Genomic DNA, 17,679 nt, shown 5'->3' on the forward strand with positions numbered 1-17,679 from the left:
TGCTGCGACGGGCTGAGCGCGCCGGCCGCGGCGGAGCTCGGCCCGAGGAGCGCGCCGCCCCCCGCATCGGCCCTCGTGGACGACACGGCCGCGGGCGCCCCCGCGGCTCGTTCGAGCGGCGCCGCAGCGGAGCGACCTGTCGCCGCCGCATCGGCGAGCGCCTGAGGCGCGCCGAGCGTCGGCGTCGCGTCGACCAGGGGCGGCACGACCGGCGTGGGGACCTCCCGCGACCGCGTGGGGACGTCGTCGTCGTCGTCATCGTCGCGGTCGTCGACGACCGTGGGCGCATCGAGCGTGGGCTCGTCGAGCATGTCCCCGTCGAGATCGCCGAGGAAAGGCAGCTCGCCGCTCCGGGGCTGAGGTCTCGCGACAGCTTCGGGCTCCGCGTCCAGGCGCTCGCGCCCCGGGAACGCCGGCGCTGGCGCCCCGACCGCGGGCGGCTCTCGAGGCCCTCCTGCCGGCGGCGCCGCGCCCGGAGCGGGCCGCCCCGCGTCGGGCGCGCGGTGCGCGGCGGGCGCCGCTCCTCCGGAGCGCGCGGGCGCTGCGACCGCCGGCCCAGCCGCCCCGCGGAGGTTCAGGGGCGTCGCCTCCCGCGTGGCCATCCTGGGCTCCGAGCCCTCACGGGCGTCGCCGGACGTCTGGGCCACCGGGACCGCCCCCACGCCCGGGAGGCGCGCTCGCGCGACCGGGGCGCGCCCTTGCGTGGCCGGAGCCGCGGCGGGCGCCCTGGGGATCGGGGCGGCGCCCGGCCTGGGGGCCGACGCGCCGGGTTGTGCCGCCGGAGGCCGCGCGCGCTCGGCCGGGAGGGGCGGCGCCGGTTGCCCCGCCGCCGCTGCCGCCGCGCGCTGCGCGATGACCTCGTCGAGCTGGCTCGAGCTGAACGGCGAGACCCGCATCAGCGTGCGCACCTCGTCGTCGTCCTCGTCGTTCGTCGCGTCCTCGTCGTCGAGCGGGAGCAGCGTGCGCACCGCGGGATCGGGGTGCCATTCCTCCAGCGCGCGCCGGAACGCGGCGGCGTTCGTCGTGCGCGCGGCGCGATCGCGCTGGAACGCGTCGTCGAGGACCCGCTGGAGATCGTCGTCGCCTACGTCGAAGACGGCGAGCGGCGCCGGGGAGGAGCTCGCGATCCGTTGCCGCGTCTCGGCGTCGCTCCCGCCGCCGAAGGCGCTCGCCCCGGTCAGCACCTCGTAGAGCGTCGCCGCGATGGCCCACACGTCGTCGCCGGCCGAGAGCGTCCCGCCTCCGACGCGCTCGGGCGACTGGTAGGCGATGCGGCTCGGCGTCTGGCGCAGGTCGGCCAGGATCGCCTTCGAGGTGCGATCGACAGCGGTCGTGAGCACGCACTCGGGCGAGATGGCGCCGTGCGCGACGCCGAGGGCGTGAAGCGCCTCGATCCGCTTCGCGAGACGAATGGCCCAGCCGACGGCATCGAGCTCGTTCAGCGACCCATCGCGCAAGATCCGAGTTGCAAGCGTTTCCACTTACGAAACCAGGGTAGTACCGGTCCGCCGAAGTTTGTACCTCGATCCGCGCGCCGTTCGTCCCCGGGGCGACCGATTCCAGGGTGCGCGCCTCGCCGCGTACGCTCGGAGGCGGCGCCCCTGACGGACGGCGCTGGCGCGCGGATCCGCGGCGCGGGGAGCCGTGCTGGTCATGACCGCTCGCCCCCGGCCGCGTCGGTCGGCACGATGCGGACGCGCCGTACCCGCCGGCCGGCGACATCCATCGCCACGAGCGTGTAGCCCTCGCACTCGACGCGCTCGCCCGCCTCGGGCGGGTGCTCGAGCCGGCCGAGCATGTAGCCGCCGACCGTCTCGACGGTCTTCACCTCGGGCAGCAGCACGATGTGCGCGTCGCGCTCCAGGTCCGCCAGCAAGACGCGGCCGTCGACGTCGACGATGCCGCCGCCGCGGCGGTGGATGGGCGGCACCTCCTCGTCGTTCTCGTCGCGGATCTCGCCGACGATCTCCTCGATGAGGTCCTCCATCGTCACGAGCCCCATGAACTCGCCCGAGGCCGATGTGATGATCGCCACCGGCACCTGGCGCGCTTGCATCTCGAGGCGGAGGCGCTCGACCGAGGTGTTCTCGCGCGCGAAGATCGGCTTGCGGAGCAGCTCGGCGACGCGCGCCGCGCGGCGGCGGTGGCTCAGGACGTCGAACAGGTCGCGCAGGTGCAGGTAGCCGAGCACGTTCTTGCTCTGCTCGTCGAGCACCGGGTACCGGGAGTACCCGGCGTCGGCCACGATCCGCACCGCCTCGTCGATCGTCATGTTCGCGCGCAGCGTCGCCGCGTCGGAGCGGAGCGACATCACGTGCCGCGCCGTGCGCCGGCGCAGGTCGAAGATGCGCACGAGCATGCTGCGCAGCGCCGGATCGAGCCCCGCGGGGCTCTTGGTCAAGAGCAGCCGGAGCTCCTCCGACGTGTGCGCGATCTCCTCCTCGCCCACCGGCCGGAGCCCGAAGAGCCGGACGAACCCGTTCGCCATCGAGTTGAGCACCCAGATGACCGGCCACATCAGGACGAAGAACCCGTGCAGCGGCCGCGCCGCCCAGAGCGTAACCTTCTCCGTCCGCTGGATCGCGAGCGACTTCGGCGCGAGCTCCCCGATCACGGTGTGGAGCGACGTGATCAGGATGAACGCGATGCCGACGGAGATGGCGTGCGCGCCGACGCCCGACCAGGCGTCGAGCGGCGCGAGCAACGGCTCGATGAGCTGGGCGATGGCCGGCTCGCCGATCCAGCCGAGCCCGAGGGACGCGAGCGTGATGCCCAGCTGGTTGGCGGACAGGTACGCGTCGAGCCGCTGCGACATCTGGAGCGCGAGCCGGGCCCGCGCGTCCCCCTCGCGCACGAGCTGCTCCAGCCGCGTCGGCCGCATCTTGACGATGGCGAACTCGGACGCGACGAAGAACGCGTTGAGGAGCACCAGGAGCGCGGTGCCCAGGAGGTAGACGAACGTCATGCCGGTCGACGTCCTCCCCCGGGTGCGCCCGCCGCCCCGCGCCTCCTCGGCGACGAGCCGCGGCTAGATCCTCGCACGTTCGAGGATCTTGCTTCGCAGGTCCGGGTCGTCGTTGCTGAGTCCATCGACGAGAGCATCGGCCGGGGAGTTCCCCTTGGCGATGAGCGCGCTGATCCGATCGAGGTGGACGCGCTCGTCCTTGCCGTTCTTGTTCAGGCGCGCGCGCCGCTCGAGGCCGCCCGAGGCGATCGAGACGAGCTGCTCGGCCAGCGCCGCGAGCGGCTTGCCGCGGAACGTGGCGCGGAGCGCGCGCTCGGCGATCTTCGGGCGCACGGCCTCGAGCTCGTCGAACCTGAAGCTCTCGGACAGGGCGTCGGCCTCGTCGAGCGCGCGCGCGTCGTAGAGGATGCCTGCCCAGAGCGCCGGGAGCGCACAGACGAGGTTGGCCGGCAGCGAATCTGCGCCGCGGACCTCGATGGTCCGCTTCAGCCTGACCTCCGGGAAGAGGGTGTTGAGGTGCATCTCCCAGTCGCCGCGGGTGGCCCGGTGCCCCTCGAATCCGTGCTCCAGGAAGTCGCGGAACGTCTGCCCCGTGTTCTCGATCACCGCGCTGTCGCGCTTGAAGAGGAACATCGGCGCATCGACCGCCCAGGCGACGTAGTCCGAGAAGCGTCGCCCACGCTCGAGCACGTTGCGGATCAGCCCCTGCCGCGCGGCGTCGACGTCGAGCCAGACCTTGGCGCGGTAGGTCCGCCCGCCGAACAGCGCCCCCTCGTAGAACGGGGAGTTCGCGAAGATCGCCGTCACGAGCGGGGAGAGCCGAAGCGACACGCGGAGCGCGCGCATCGCCGCCTCCTCGCTGGCGTAGTCGAAGTTCGCCTGCACGGTGGCGGTGCGGCGCATCATGTCGAGGCCGTGCGCGCCGCGCGTCGGCAGGTAGCGCCGCATGATCGCGTAGCGCGCCTTGGGCACCCAGGAGAGCTCGGCTTGCGACGCGAAGGGGTGAAACCCGATGCCGAGCCAGGTCAGCTTGAGCTCGGCAGAGATGTCTCGCAGCTCCGCGAGGTGCCCGCTCATCTCCATACAGATCTGGTGGATGTTCTCGAGGGGGGCTCCGGACAGCTCGAGCTGCCCGCCTGGCTCGAGCGTCACCGAGGCGCCAGCCCGGGCGAGCGCGATCAGCGGCCCGCCGGGGGTCTCGTGCTCGGGTGCCCAGCCGTGCCGCTCGACGAGCGCCTGGAGGATGGTGAGGACGCTCCGCTCGCCCTCGTAGGGGAGGGCGGCGCCCGTCCTGGCGTCGACCCCGAACTTCTCCGCCTCGGCGCCGATCCGGTGGAGGGCTTCGGGCTTCGTGGCTTCGTGGAAGGGAAACAGCAGATCGTCGAACGTCTCCAACGGTTGAGACTTCGAATCACTCCCGTGGCTTGCATCGGCCATCATCACGTTTCCGGTTGGGTTTTGTTCTCGCTTAGAGCGCGCGCCTGAGAAGGGGCGCGCGCTGCGTCGTACGGAGCATCTTCGCGAGCGCGCCGAGGTGCGCCAGCGTTGTCCCCGTCCCTCCCCCGAGCATTCGCGCGCCCGCCTCGATGAGCCGCGCCGCTGACGCCGCCCAAGCATCGCAGATCTCGGCGGGCGCGATGCAGTCGGCCCCGTCCGCCTGCGCCGATTCCGCGCCGAGCAGCACGCCGACCTGAACCTCGTGCGCGACGCCCTCGAGGCGCCGGAGCACGTTGAGCCCGAGCTCGACCGACGGCACCTCGAAGAGCAGCGCGTCCGCGCCGCTGTCGAGGGCCGCTCGGGCGACCTCCTCGAACCCCTCGCCATCGGCGGTGCGCCCCGCGCTGTCGAGCTCCACGAGCGCCCACGTCGCCAGCTGGGTCGTGCTGGCGCTGACCACCGCCGCGCGGCGCGCGAGCCGCGCGACCGTGGGGCCGACGCACGCTGCCTGGGCTGGATCGAAGCCGCACGCGACGAGGATCTCGCAGCCGGCAGCCGCAAGCCTGGCCGCATGGACGGCGTAATCCTCCGCGATCCGGTCGGCCATGGGCGCGGCAGCAGTGTGGCCCAGGATACCCGCCACCGCCACGCGGCGCGCGGCCGCGCCCGCCGCCTCCGTCGCGAGCTCGACCGCGGTTCCGGTCAGCGCGGCGGCGCGGAACGCCATGCCGATGGGCGCCAGGGCGCGCGTCGTCGTGGCGGACGTGAGCGCCCGGACGACGTCGATCCCCAGCGCGATCTCCTGCTCGTGCAGCTCAGCGATCGCCTGAGGCGACTCGCGGAGCAGCCGGCCGAGGGCGGTGTTGGAGGAAACCGCCGTGCCTCGTCCACGGAGCGAAGCGAGCGGATCGCCGCTGATGATGAGCGGACGACCTACGGGAGGCCGAGAGGTGGAGGCCTCGAGCGCGTTCACGTCCTTCGCTGCTTTCCAGGGCTCCTCTACCACCGGTCTATAAGGGGAAACTAGCCCAAGACGGCCCTTCCGCGTCGCGAAATGGTGCAGGCCAGCGGGCTGGAGCACAGCGTTCCACGCAGCGGAGTCGGGGGCAACCTGACGGACGCGCGCCGGCGCTGGGCGCGGCGCCGCGGAGGAACGGGGGATCGGACGTCATGGAGGGGCTCCGCTTTGCCATGGGCCGTCATGTGGCCGGGAGGCGCCGACCCCCTACCCCTCGGCCCCGGCGCGCGACGAACTTCCGGTCGAAGAGCCGCACCCGGCGGACGAACAGATCGAGCAGGAACACGACCATCGCAGCGTAGATGAACTGCTGCCAGAGCTCCTCGTGGAACGTCACCTTCTCCCCTGCCGGGTCGAAGATGGCCGCCACCCCGTTCGGATCGACCGCCCCGCCGGTCGACGTCGCGGCCTTCTCGAGGATCGCGAGCTCGGGCTCGAAGCTCGCGTACTCGCGGGGGTACGGGTTCGAGACGTGCCCGTAGCTGACGGCGACGGGCCGGAGCGAGCCGTCCTCGGCCTCACGCAGGTGCTCCGCCCGCAAGAGGAACGAGCCGTACCGATCCAGCGCAAGCGCCGTCTCGTAGCGCCCCGGCGCGGTCTGACGCATGTCGACGACCCGCGTCGCGCCGCCTGGCTCGGGCCCGATGAGCGTGAGCCGGGAGGTCAGGTTGTTCTCGAACCGGTCGTCAGCCCCGAACGCATCGACGGACGCGCGCAGCTCGCCGTCGACGATCTCGGCCTTCATGTCGAGCTCGCGCCGGTGCTTCTGGCGCATGTGCTCGTGGACGAGCTGCCCCCAGAATTTCTCGAAGCCTGGCCACCTCAGCCACTCGACGGCCCAGCGCGCCTTGACGTCGGTCGTCCAGGCCAGCGTCCACCCGAGGCCGACGCGCCAGCGCGCGAGGATCGGCTCCTCGGTGTCGCTCGTGAGCAGCTCCTGGGCTGGCGGCGGCTTCAGCTTGGTCGAGACGTAGCCGTGCAGGTTGGGCGCCGTGCGGACGTCGACGCCGCGGAGGAACGCCGCGTCGCCGACCTGGGTCACCGGAAACCACTCCTCGACGGCGGCGGCGCGCGCGACCATCTCGGTCTCCTTGGTGAAGATCCTCGGCAGGTTGTTCGGATCCGGGACCGCGTGGAAGCGCCCGCCGCCCACGTCGGCGATCATCTTGAGCAGCTGCTCATCGAGGTCGTTCCCGAGCCCCACCGTGGTCACGGTGATCGACTCGGCGATCATGGCGGACACGAGGTCCCGGATGCCGCCCGTCGACGCCTTGCCGTCCGTGAGGAGGATGACGTGCTTCTTGCGCGCCTGCGTGACGGTCATGTCCTGGTAGGCGGCGTCGAGCGCGGAGAAGATCTCGGTCCCGCCGCCCGGCTGGATGCGCGCGATCTCGCCCGCGATCCGCGAGCGGTTGCGCGCGGGCTGCATCTTCACGTAGCGGGTCGGCGCCGAGTCGAACGCGATCACCTCGATCAGATCGTCCGACGACAGGACCCCGGCGGTCGCCTTCGCCGCGGCCTTGGCCATCTCGAGGGGCAGCCCGGTCATCGATCCCGAGCGATCCATGACGAGCGCCATCGCGACGCTCGGCATGTCCTTCTTTCGCTCGTTGTCCATCCGAACGGGCAGGATCCGCTCGATGGTGGTGCGGTACCAGCCGCCGAGGCCGTACCCCGACTCGCCGCCGGCGAAGAGGAACCCCCCGCCGAGATCCCGCACGTAGCTCTCGATGATCTCCTGCCCCTGCAGGCTGAGCGCTTCCTTCGGGGTATCGGACACGATCAGGAAGTCGTAGCGCTCCATCTCCTTGAGGGAGCCGGGGAAGCCTGCCGGCGGCCTGACGTCGACGTCGAGCTGCTGCGCGGTGAGCGCGCTCGAGAGCGGGCCGGCGTGCTGCGGCGTCCCCTCGATGTAGAGCACCGACGGGCGCCCAGGCACGTCGATGGTCGTCGCGTACCGGTTGTTCTCCTTGAACTTGTCGTCCGCGATCTGGTCGAGCTCGAGCGCGTAGGTCACCTGCCCCGCGATGCGCACGACGCTCTTGAACACGACGTCGTTCGGCCCTGCCTTGAGCTCGAGGTCCCGGATGCCCTCGAGGCCGTTCAGCGCCTCCCCCTGGAAGAGCCGCGCGCGCGCCTTGGTGGCGCGGCTGGCGTAGATGTCGGCGTGGATCTCGAACGTCTCCCCGACCTTGACCCGGTCGGGCATCCTGAGCTCTCGCACCGCGACCTCGGGCGGCGCGGGCCGCCGGTACGGGATGGAGAACAGCCGCACCCCGACGTCGCGCGCCCGGTTGGCCTCGGCGAGCACGTCGCCGTCCGTCTGCACGCCGTCCGACATCAGCACGGCGCGCTTGAGGTAGCCGGGCGGATACAGCCCGTACGCGAGCTGCAGCGCGGCCTGGAGGTTCGAGCCTGCGCCGAGATCGCCGCGCTGTCCGTTCTCGTCGACGTGGCGGCCGATGGGCGGCGCGCGCCGCTCCGCCTCGCGACCGGCCGCCTCGCCGGCCGCGCGCTCGACGAGCCGCGGCCGCCGCGCGAAGGTGATCACCTTGATGACGCCGTCCTCGGGCTTCTCGGCGAACGCCTTGTCGAGCGTCGCGCGCGCGTCGTCGATCGCCTCGTCCGTGACCGACTCGGAGACGTCGATGAGGTAGATGGTGGCGACCTTCTCCGTGGTCGCGGACCTCGCGAGCCGCGACAGCCCGAGCGCGATCAGCGCGACGAACGCGACCCGCAGCAGCACCGAGAGCACGCGCTGCGGCAGGGGAAGGTCGGCGAGGGATCCCGCGAGGACCCCGACGAACCAGGGCGCGAGCAGGATCGCGCCGAGCATCTTCGGGTTGAGGAGCTCGTACTTCACCCCCTCGCGCACCCACGTCAGCGTCGGATCCGGGTGCAGGAGGACATACCTCCGGTACGCCCAGAACAAGATCCCGCCGAGGGCGACGCATGTGATGGCCCACGCGGCGATGCGCAGCCTGCGACCACGGAACGCGCTCACACCGTCACCCTCCTGTGGTACGTGAACCACTCGATCGCGGTCACGAGGAGCACCGCCGCGAGCAGGTAGACCCAGAGCTCACGGCGGACGCCGATCTTGAACTCGCTCACCGCGCCCGCGCCGCGGCCGTCGACCTTGAGCTCGGCGGCCGGGGCGATCGCGCTCTCCTCCGGCGCCGAGAGGTTCGCGGCGAACATGCTCTCCTCCTGCGCGCCCGCGGCGCCGACGCGCAGCGTGTAGAAGCCGGCGTGCTGTCCGAGGAACACGGCGCGCCCTTCCTGGATGGGGACCGTGCGCGTCGTCCCGTCGGGTTGCTCCAGGCTGGCCACCTCCGCGGACGAGGCCGCCGGGATGTGCCAGACGGAGCCCGTGCGGAACGAGGAGATGTAGCTCGTGTCCTCCTCGACGAAGTTGTTGATCGCGTTGAGGAGGAAGAGCGGCCAGGCGATGCGGAGCGGGAAATCGCTCTCGCGAACGTCGAAGCCGAGCGCGACGAATTTCACGCCGCTGCGCCGCCCCTCGATCAGCAGCGGGCCCTTGTAGCTCCGGCCGACGACCCTGTCTTCCTTGTTGCCCTTGAGCACGTGGGCGCGCGCGACGTTCACGTCGCTGAGCGCCGTGTAGCGCAGGAGCGGGTGCTTCGCGTCGAGCTCGTCGAAGCCCAGGCGGTAGTTCGGGTCGTCGTCCAGGACCTCCTTGCCCACCTCGAACGGGACGCTGGTCCCGGTCGGGTTGAGGTAGAGCAGGCTCCCGCTCCCCGGCGCGACGCTCGGCGCCACGCCGTCGAAGATGGTCACGTCGAACGAGGAAGCCGCCGGGTACCGCTGCGGATCGACGAATGTCACGTCGAGGTACTCGTCGAGGAGCAGCGCCGCCTCGAGGAACATGTTCCCCGCGGAGACGACCTGGACGCGCGCGCGGCGCCGCTCGGGGAGGAGCGCGTAGGCGCGGTTGTCCGCGGGGAGGTCGTCCGAGCTGCCGTCGGCCAGCGCGAGCTTCGCCTCGAGCGTCTTCGAAGCGCCGGAGAGGTTCGGGTAGAAGCGGGGCAGCTTCTCCTTGGGCTTGAGCCGGATGCGCGTCAGATCCGTGAGCTGGCCGTCGCCGAGCAGCGACAGCTCGAGATCGAGGGGCTCGTCGCTCGTGTTGGTGACCTCGAGCATCACCTCGTAGCGGCTCTTGTCGAGCGGGTAACGCCGCACCGAGAACTCGGTGATGGCGGCGTTCCTCGATCCCTTGCCGATCGGCAGGTACGAGAGCTTGATGTCGCCGAGGCGCACCTGTCCGCCGGCGTCGGTCGGCTCGCCGAGCGCGCCGTCGCTCACGACGATGACCTCCGGCGACGGGAGCCCGCTCAGGGTGTCGCTCGCGAAGCGGAGCGCGCGCGCGAAGTCGGCGGTGGCGTCGGTCGGCCTCACCGCCGCGACGGCCGCCTCGAGCTCCGAGATCTCTCCGGTGAGCGTCGACAGCGGCGTGATGGCCGCGTCCATCTGGGCCAGCAGCATGCGGTCGCTGCCGGAGAGGCCGCGGACCATCTTCCTGACCTCTTCCTTCGCGAGCTCGAGGCGCGAAGGCGCGACGTCGATGGCCTGCATGCTCGCGCTCGCGTCGATGAGGACGACGATGTTGCGCCCCTCGACGAGGTTCGCCTGCGGGCGCGGATCCCCCAGCGCGAGCAGGAGCAGCGCGAGGAGCGCGAGCTGCAGCAGCAGCGACAGGAGCCGCTTCAGCTGCGAGAACAGGCTCGTCGCCTCCTTGTCCCGGAGGATGCGCTCCCAGATCCTCGAGAAGGGGACCGCGACGGGCCGCCGGCGCAGCTTGAGGATGTAGAAGACGACGACCACGGCCCCGGCGAGGGCGCCGATCTGGAGCAGTGTCTGCAGCGGAACGCCGGTGAAGTGCAGCATCGCTACCGGAGGAAGCCGCCTCTGCGGAACACGCGAAGGATCAGCTCATCGAAGGGGACGGACACGTCCGCGCGGAAGTAGCTCACCTGCCGCGACGTGCAGAAGCGGCGGATCTCGTCGAGGTACTGCTCGTAGGCCTCGGCGTAGCGATCGAGCACCTTGGGGGTCACCGTGACCTCGCGCTCGTCGCCGGTCTCGCAGTCGTAGACGCGCACGTCCCCGCGCAGCGCAGGCCGGGCCTCGCGCGCGTCGACGACGTGGAGCACGAACGGCTCGAACCGGTTGTACCGGAGGACGTTGATGCCGCGCTCGAAGCCCGCCGGATCGTAGAGATCGCTGAGGATCACGGCGAGGCCGCGCCGCTTGTGCTGCGCCACGAAGGTCTTCATCGCCTCGCCGAGGTCCGTCGGGCCCTCGGCGCGCGCCTGCCCGAGGAAGCGGAAGATCCTGAAGATGCGCGCCTTGCCGCGGGTCGACTGCATGCGCCCGCTGATCTCGTCGGTCGCGGTGACGATCGCGATGCGGTCGAGGTTGGCGAGCCCCACGTACGCCAGCGCCGCGGCGAGGCGCTTTGCGTGCCGCAGCTTCTCTCCGTCGCCGAACGCCATCGACGCCGAGGTGTCGAGGATGAAGTAGATCGAGAGGTCTTCCTCCTCCTCGTAGAGCCGGATGAGGAGCCGGTCGAAGCGCTGGTACGCGGCCCAGTCGAGGTACCGGAAATCGTCGCCGGGCGCGTAGTCGCGGTGGTCGGCAAACTCGACCCCGGAGCCGGTCTTCTTGGTGCGACGCTCCGCGCGCATCGCCCCCGAGAAGACCCGGCGGCTCACCATCGCGAGGTAGTCGAGCTTGCGCTGGAACTCGTCGTCGAAGAGCTCCTCGTCGGGGGCGCTCGCGGAGAGCGCGGAGAAGCGGCGCAGCGGCGCGGCGGCCCTCTTGAACGCGTCGAAGAGCCCCATGCTACGTGCGACGGCGCCTCATTTGCTCTCCGGAAGGTGCTTGAGGATCGCCTGCAGCACCTCGTCGGTCTTCACGCCCTCGGCCTCGCCCTCGAAGTTGAGCAGCACGCGGTGCCGAAGGGCGGGGAGGGCGCACGCGCGCACGTCGTCGACCGACGCCGCGAACCGCCCCTCGAAGAGGGCGCGGATCTTCGCGGCGAGCAGGAGCGCCTGCGCCCCGCGCGGCGACCCGCCGAACTTCACGAACCGCTTCACCTCGTCGAGGCTGCCTCCCTCGGCGGGGTGGGTGGCCTGGAGGAGCCGCACCGCGTAGTCCTGGACGTGCTTCGCCACGGGCACCTCGCGGACGAGCCGCTGCATGGCGATGATCCGCTCCCTGTTCAGGACCGGCCGCACCTCGATCGCGTCGGTGCCGGTCGTCCGCTCGAGGATCGAGTTCAGCTCGTCGCGGCTGGGAAAGGGCACGTGCAGCTTGAAGAAGAACCGATCGAGCTGCGCCTCGGGCAGCGGGTACGTCCCCTCGCTCTCGAGGGGGTTCTGCGTCGCCAGGACGAAGAACGGCTCTTCCAGCGTGTAGCTCTGCCGCGAGACCGTGACCCGGTGCTCCTGCATGGCCTCGAGGAGCGCGCTCTGCGTCTTCGGCGTGGCCCGGTTGATCTCGTCGGCGAGGACGATGTTCGCGAAGATCGGCCCCTTGCGGAACGAGAACGACCGCTGCCCGCCCGCGTTCTCATCGATGACCGTGGTGCCGATGATGTCCGCGGGCATCATGTCGGGCGTGAACTGGATGCGCGAGAACTGGAGGTCGAGCGCCTCGGCCATGGTGCGGACGAGCATCGTCTTGCCGAGCCCCGGCACGCCCTCGAGCAGCGCGTGCGAGCCCGCGAGCATGCACGTGAGCACGCCGTCGACCACCTCGCGGTTGCCGACGATGACCTTCCCCACCTCCTCGCGCAGCTCTCCGATGCTCGCGCGGAACTCGTCCACCTCGGCCCGCGCTGCTTCCTTCGTCTTCTCGGCCATAACTTCCTGCTTCGCGCCCGCTGTCGCGGAGCGCCTGTAGAGGCGCGGTCGCGTCCGAGCCGCCGGCTCGACTCACTCGCGCGGCCTGATGAGCTGGAAATACCGGTTCACGTAGAACCGGTATCCATCAGGGATCTGGTCCTTGTTGATCTGCTGCTCTGCGACCGTGTGATAGTCGGTGAAGACCTTCTTGTAGCCGGTCCCCTTGAAGCCCCGCTCGGCCGCGCTGAGGATCACCTCGCTGTTCGAGGGCCCTTGCTGCGTATCGAGCCCCTGCGCCTGGACGTCCTGGGTCCCCATCTTCGGGTCGGTGCGCTTGCCCGCGATCTCGCCGCCACGGCCGGAGCCGACGCCGTCACCCCCGGGCTGGTTGCCGCCGTTGCTGTTGCCCTGGCCGCTCCCGGCCCCCTCCTGCCCCTGCCCCTGCCCGCCGCCGGGCATGAGGATCTTCTTGCCACCGGGCCCGATCACCAGCTCCTGCCCCTGGCCTTGCCCGCCCTTGCCCTGACCGCCCTGGCCTTGCTGGCCCTCCTGCCCTTCCTGCTCGCCGTCGCCCTGCCCCTGTTGGCCCTGCCCCTGCTGCTCTTCACCGCCGCCCTGACTGCCGCGCGCGCGCTTTCCGAAGCGGAGCATCCTGGCCATCCGCTGCTTGCCCCCCTGCCCTTGCTGGCGCACGAGCTCCCGGAGCTCCTCGAGCCGCTGGCGCAGCTCTTCCTTCTCCTGCTCGGACATCTCCTCCTGCTGCATCCGGTTGATGTCCTCGGCCGCCTGCTCGAGATCCTCCGCTGACATCCCGAGGTCGCGCATCAGATCCTCGGCGGCCTTGGCGAGCTCGCGATCGAGCCGATCGAGCTGGCGCCCGGTCCGCTCCTTCTGCTCGGCGTCGCGGTCGAGCCGCTCCAGCTCGCGCTCCTTCTTCTTGAGCAGCCTCTCCTGCTCGGCTCTCTGCTGATCGTTCGCGGAGGCCTTCTGCTTCTGCTTGAGGAGCTGCTCGCGCGCCTCGGCGCGCTTCTCGTTGATCGCGGCGAGGGCCTCCTTGCGGCGCGACGCCGCCTCGGAGAGCGCCTTGCGCAGCCGCTCGATCTCGGCCTTGTCGAACTTCTGCTTCTTGTCGCGGAGCTTCTCGGCGAGCTCCTTCAGGTCCTTCTTCGCCTTCTCGAGATCCTTCTTCTCGAGGGACTCCCCCACGCCCTTTGTCAGGTCGCTCTTCTTGAGGTCGAGCCCCGTCTCCTTCAGCGCCTCTTCGAGCGCCTTCAGGTCGGCCTCGGCGCCCTTGAGGAGCTCGCGCTCGAGCGCCTCCATGCGGCGGAACGCCTCGGTGCGATCGAGGCGCTTGTTGGCGATGTCCTCGATGAGCTGGTTGAACCGCTCGACCGCGGACTTCATCTCGGGGCTCTGGTCCTGCCGATCGAGCGCCTTCGCCGCGTCCTTGAAGAGCTCGATGTCGTCGGGCGACATGGTGAGCGCGTCGATGGTCGCCGCGACTGGCGCCTGCTTGCGCGGGGTGCGCACCTCCAGCAGCGCCACCGCGAGCACGCCGAGACCCACCGCGGCGGAGGTCCAGAGCTCGCGAGGGACCGTGAGCGGCGCGGCGCCAGCGGGGCGCAGCGCTGCGGCGTGCTCGCAGGCGTCGTCGATCGCCGCCTCCATCAGGGGGGTGCGCTGCGCTGCGGGCAGCGCCTCGAAGGCGAGGGCGATCGTCAGCCGGTCGTGGAGGCCGTGGTGCCGATCGAGGGCGATGGTGCCGGCGCGGGGAGGCAAGCGGCGCAGCATCGCCACGACGAGGGTGGCCAGCACGAGCAGCCCCGCGCCGAGGAGGAGCTGGCGCGCGCGCGGCTCGCCGAGGTACGCCGGGAGCGCCTTGTGCACCGCGAGCGTCCCAGCGGCGAGCGCGAGCGCGAGGGTCAGCGCGCTCGGCAGCGCGCGCAGCGCGCGCCTGAACCGGAGCCTCAGCTCAACCGCGAGCGCGGCGCTGCGAATGCGGTCCAGTTGCTTCGTGCGAGAGTCGCTCACGGTGCTCAGCGCTCCGGGCGCCCCCCGCGGGGGCCCTCGAAGGGGAAACGTCGCAGCATTGTACCTGCTGACGGGTCAGGCGCCCGAAAGTTCCTGGGAGGCTCCGCGCGACGTACGTAGAAGGCTACGCGCGACGTACGAGGGAATGACGCCCGGCGAGCCCTGATGATTCCCGTGCAGGGCAGCCTCTGCGCTCAGCGCGCTGCCGGCGTGGATGCGCGCTGCCGGTGGTGGGTGGGGGTCCTCCCTCCGAGCGCTGATCGCACGGCTCGGCGGCGGCACACGTACGTTCCGTGGGAACGAGGAGACGGGCCACTGCGCACGGCGCCCGCCTCGAATTGGATTACTTCGTCGACTTCTTCTTGGGCGCCGCCTTGGCTGCCGGCTTCTTCGCCGCGACGGGCTTCTTCGCCACGGCCGGCTTCTTCGCCGCCTTGGCGGCCGGCTTCTTCACCACGGCCGGCTTCTTCGCCGCCTTGGCTGCCGGCTTCTTCGCCGCGACGGGCTTCTTCGCCACGGCCGGCTTCTTCGCCGCCTTGGCGGCCGGCTTCTTCGCCACGGCCGGCTTCTTCGCCGTCTTGGCGGCCGGCTTCTTCGCCGCCTTGGCGGCCGGCTTCTTCGCCACGGCCGGCCGCTTTGCAGCCGCTCGGCCTGCCACGGCACCGTTTGCCGCCGACTTCTTCGCCCCCGTCGCCCGTGCTCTGGAGGACGGCTGCTCCGCGGCTTCAAGCTCCTCGCCAACAGCGCTCGCCTGCGCTCTGGCCCCGTTCGCGTCAGGCACCTGCTTCGCATAACGCGCGAGCGTCTCGCGCACCCGCGCGTCCAGATCCGCGAAATCGAACGGCTTGTTCAACCAGGCGTCTGCGGCGAAGAGCGGCGAGGTCATCTCGTTCAGGTTCTCGCCGATGCCGGTGAGCATGATGACGCCGGTGCTCGCGAACGGCCGTCCGTCGGACGTGTCGCTCTTCAGCCGCTTGCAGATCTCCCAGCCGCTCATGCCGGGCATCATCACGTCGAGGATCACCAGATCGGGCTGGTGCTCGCGCGCGAGATCCCAGGCGGCATCGCCCTCGGAAGCCTCGATCACAGAGAACCCGAGGTTCCTCAGGTGACGCGCAACGAGGCTCAACATCGCCGGTTCATCTTCGGCCACCAGCACACGGGGCGGCATCGTGCTCGCGGAAGGCATCGTGGATGCGGATGAGAGTACGTGCGCGCGAACCGGTCAAGAGAGAACGAGACCGCGCGGCCGCAGCCAGCGCTCTTGGCCGTTCGCCGTCCTCCCGAGCGATCCCGAGCGCCAGGGAGGATGCGCTCAGGCGGCGCGCGCGAGGGCGATCTTTTCCGTCTGCCCCGCCGCATAGAAGCGTCGCAGCGCGGCGAGCAGCTCGGCATGACGCCCATGGCGGGCAAACTCGGCCTCGAGTCGGCCCGCGAACCGCGCCGCCAGATCGTTCGCGATCCGGTAGCGATCGCCGGTCTCCGTGCCCGGTGGATCCATGAAGGTGACCCGCTCGAAGAGATGGGCGCGGATCCGCGCGGCGCGCTCGGGCTCGAAGCGTCCCGCCCCCGGTGGCGCCGCCTCGTGGCGGCGCCGGAGCGGCGGGCCTGGCGGCGCGACCTCGTCAGCCAGATCGCCATAGACAAGCAGCACGTACTTGTCGACCTCGGCCTGGAGCTCGAGCTCGAGCTGGGTCGCCGGCAGCTCCCTGCGGGCCCGCTCGGCCACATAGAGGAAGTGGCTCACGCCCTCGACGATCTGGCAGATCTCGTCGAACGTCCCCTCTCGCCCCCGCGTGATCGCCCGGTGGGGCAGGTGCAGCGCGACCTCGATATCCCCGTCGGCGGCGTGCCGGATCAGCAGCGCTTCGCGGGCGCTGCCGTCCGTCAGCTGGATGAAATCGTCGACCGCGGGCGCGTCATCGAGCGCATAGGTGCGCGCCAGGTGCTGCTGGATCCGGGCCGGGAAGGTCGGCCCCCGCATCAGTTGAGCCCGCCCGTGCCACGGCTCGGTACGAGCCCTCGTGCCCCGAGCTCATCCGCGAGGCGGCTCGATCCCGTGCGAACCCAGCGCTCGTACAGCCGGAGCACCGAGCGCTCGTCCCGAGCCCCGGACGCGAGCGTACCGTCGGCCACATCGTTCAGGACGCTCACGAACCGCTCGAATTTCTCGGCCATCTCCGAAAGAACGTCGGGCCCCTGGCCGACCCGCGCATTGAGGCGCAGCATAGCGGCCGCATGGTGGTAGGCGGTCGACCCGACCCCGACCACATAGCCGCGATCGATCCCCTTGACCTCGATGTGGCCGCCGAAGAAGCCGACCACGTAGAGGACGCTGTCTCCCAGGTTGCGCAGCCGCTGGAAACGCTCGGCCCCGGAGGCTTCCAGCGCATCGCGCAGAAGAAAGGTCAGGGGCTGGTTGAAGGCAGACTCGGCCTGCTCGTCCGGGTGAGCAAAAGCACAGAGCAGACCGACGAGGTAACTCGACGCCGCCTCGGTCGCAGCGACGTTCCGAACTCGGAGCGCCTCGTCCACAACCTCCTGGAAATAGCGGGTCATGCTCGGGGAGAGAGAGATCGCTTGGCTCACAGCGGCACCTCACTTATGCGGGTGCCCTGGATACCGACGTAACCCGGGCCACCGCGCGCTCAGGTCAACCAGACACGTCCTGGCGGCCTCCCTCGGGCTGGAGACCGTGAGGGCATCGCGTCACTGTGCTGCCGCAGCTTTGCCCTCATAAGCGCATTTTAGCCGAGGGGCTCCGCCGAGCCCAGCCTTAGGCCACGCCCCTTCCCCTGCGATCTCCAGGACTTACAGCCACCTCTGCGCCTGGCTGCCAACGCGCAAAGTGCCGGCCTAGGGCCACTCTTGACACCCTCCAGGGGGTGGCTATCTTCCGCGCGCTCGCTAGCACTCGCCATGGGTGAGTGCTAGCAAAGTGCCCAGACTGCAATCGTATGGGACCTTGCGGCTGCTCAGGTGGGCCGGCTGGGTCTTGCCGTTCGTGGGACGCGGCGCTCGTCCCCGGAGGATTTGCAAAGATGAAGATTCGACCGCTCCAGGACCGCGTGATCGTTCAGCGCGTGAAGGAAGAAGAGAAGACCAAGGGAGGTCTCTACATTCCGGACACCGCGAAAGAGAAGCCGATCGAGGGGACCGTCATCGCCGTCGGCAACGGCAAGGTCGCCGAGGACGGTACCGTGCGGAAGCTCGACGTCAAGGAGGGCGATCGCGTCCTCTTCGGCAAGTACTCGGGCACCGAGGTCAAGATCGACGGCGAGGAGCACCTCATCCTCCGCGAGGACGACATCCTCGGCGTGATCGAGAAGTGACGCGGGCGACAGAAGGAACTTAGGAGA

Annotated in this window: 12 protein-coding genes; 1 reads left to right on the forward strand and 11 read right to left on the reverse strand. The window is 70.6% G+C overall.

Annotation, left to right across the window (positions count from 1 at the left end):
• Window positions 1–1,651: 1,651 nt before the first annotated feature.
• The 11 genes from WME79_RS32980 to WME79_RS33030 all read right to left on the reverse strand — a co-directional run bounded on the left by WME79_RS32980 (window position 1,652) and on the right by WME79_RS33030 (window position 16,855).
• Entirely contained in the window at window positions 1,652–2,965 is a 1,314-nt protein-coding gene (locus WME79_RS32980) for a hemolysin family protein (RefSeq protein WP_437522929.1), read from the reverse strand.
• 63 nt (window positions 2,966–3,028) lie between these two features.
• Entirely contained in the window at window positions 3,029–4,360 is a 1,332-nt protein-coding gene (locus tag WME79_RS32985) for a glutamate--cysteine ligase (RefSeq protein ID WP_437522931.1), read from the reverse strand.
• Between the two features lie 73 nt (window positions 4,361–4,433).
• Entirely contained in the window at window positions 4,434–5,375 is a 942-nt protein-coding gene (locus WME79_RS32990) for a homocysteine S-methyltransferase family protein (protein WP_437522932.1), read from the reverse strand.
• 226 nt (window positions 5,376–5,601) lie between these two features.
• Complete coding sequence (locus tag WME79_RS32995) at window positions 5,602–8,424, reverse strand: VWA domain-containing protein (RefSeq protein WP_437522934.1); 2,823 nt, start codon at window positions 8,422–8,424, stop codon at window positions 5,602–5,604.
• The gene (locus tag WME79_RS33000; protein WP_437522936.1) at window positions 8,421–10,328 is read right to left on the reverse strand and encodes a vWA domain-containing protein; all 1,908 of its coding nucleotides are present in this window, start codon (window positions 10,326–10,328) and stop codon (window positions 8,421–8,423) included. The genes WME79_RS32995 and WME79_RS33000 overlap by 4 nt, the downstream gene beginning before the upstream one ends.
• Before the next feature lie 2 nt (window positions 10,329–10,330).
• The gene (locus WME79_RS33005; RefSeq protein ID WP_437522938.1) at window positions 10,331–11,284 is read right to left on the reverse strand and encodes a DUF58 domain-containing protein; all 954 of its coding nucleotides are present in this window, start codon (window positions 11,282–11,284) and stop codon (window positions 10,331–10,333) included.
• Between the two features lie 18 nt (window positions 11,285–11,302).
• Entirely contained in the window at window positions 11,303–12,307 is a 1,005-nt protein-coding gene (locus WME79_RS33010; protein ID WP_437522940.1) for an AAA family ATPase, read from the reverse strand.
• Window positions 12,308–12,379: 72 nt separating this feature from the next.
• A complete protein-coding gene (locus tag WME79_RS33015; RefSeq protein ID WP_437522942.1) occupies window positions 12,380–14,320 on the reverse strand; it encodes a hypothetical protein in 1,941 nt (646 codons plus the stop codon).
• 343 nt (window positions 14,321–14,663) lie between these two features.
• A complete protein-coding gene (locus WME79_RS33020) occupies window positions 14,664–15,509 on the reverse strand; it encodes a response regulator transcription factor (RefSeq protein ID WP_437522944.1) in 846 nt (281 codons plus the stop codon).
• Between the two features lie 126 nt (window positions 15,510–15,635).
• The gene (locus WME79_RS33025; protein WP_437522946.1) at window positions 15,636–16,304 is read right to left on the reverse strand and encodes a hypothetical protein; all 669 of its coding nucleotides are present in this window, start codon (window positions 16,302–16,304) and stop codon (window positions 15,636–15,638) included.
• Window positions 16,304–16,855: a hypothetical protein gene (locus WME79_RS33030; protein WP_437522948.1), complete on the reverse strand. Its 552-nt coding sequence runs from the start codon at window positions 16,853–16,855 to the stop codon at window positions 16,304–16,306. Before WME79_RS33030 ends, WME79_RS33025 begins: the two co-directional genes overlap by 1 nt.
• Before the next feature lie 506 nt (window positions 16,856–17,361).
• Between WME79_RS33030 and groES the strand changes: the two genes are divergently transcribed.
• A complete protein-coding gene (groES, locus tag WME79_RS33035; protein ID WP_437522950.1) occupies window positions 17,362–17,652 on the forward strand; it encodes a co-chaperone GroES in 291 nt (96 codons plus the stop codon).
• The last annotated feature ends 27 nt before the right edge of the window (window positions 17,653–17,679 follow it).

It is taken from the genome of Sorangium sp. So ce726 (assembly GCF_051521405.1).
Taxonomy (GTDB): Bacteria; Myxococcota_A; Polyangia; order Polyangiales; family Polyangiaceae; genus Sorangium.

Bases quoted from the DNA above. Each gene is read 5' to 3' on its own strand.
- WME79_RS32980 (WP_437522929.1), bottom strand. From the start codon at position 2,965: ATGACGTTCGTCTACCTCCTGGGCACCGCGCTCCTGGTGCTCCTCAAC.
- WME79_RS33000 (WP_437522936.1), bottom strand. From the start codon at position 10,328: ATGCTGCACTTCACCGGCGTTCCGCTGCAGACACTGCTCCAGATCGGC.
- WME79_RS33005 (WP_437522938.1), bottom strand. From the start codon at position 11,284: ATGGGGCTCTTCGACGCGTTCAAGAGGGCCGCCGCGCCGCTGCGCCGC.
- WME79_RS33010 (WP_437522940.1), bottom strand. From the start codon at position 12,307: ATGGCCGAGAAGACGAAGGAAGCAGCGCGGGCCGAGGTGGACGAGTTC.
- WME79_RS33020 (WP_437522944.1), bottom strand. From the start codon at position 15,509: ATGCCTTCCGCGAGCACGATGCCGCCCCGTGTGCTGGTGGCCGAAGAT.
- WME79_RS33025 (WP_437522946.1), bottom strand. From the start codon at position 16,304: ATGCGGGGGCCGACCTTCCCGGCCCGGATCCAGCAGCACCTGGCGCGC.
- groES (WP_437522950.1), top strand. From the start codon at position 17,362: ATGAAGATTCGACCGCTCCAGGACCGCGTGATCGTTCAGCGCGTGAAG.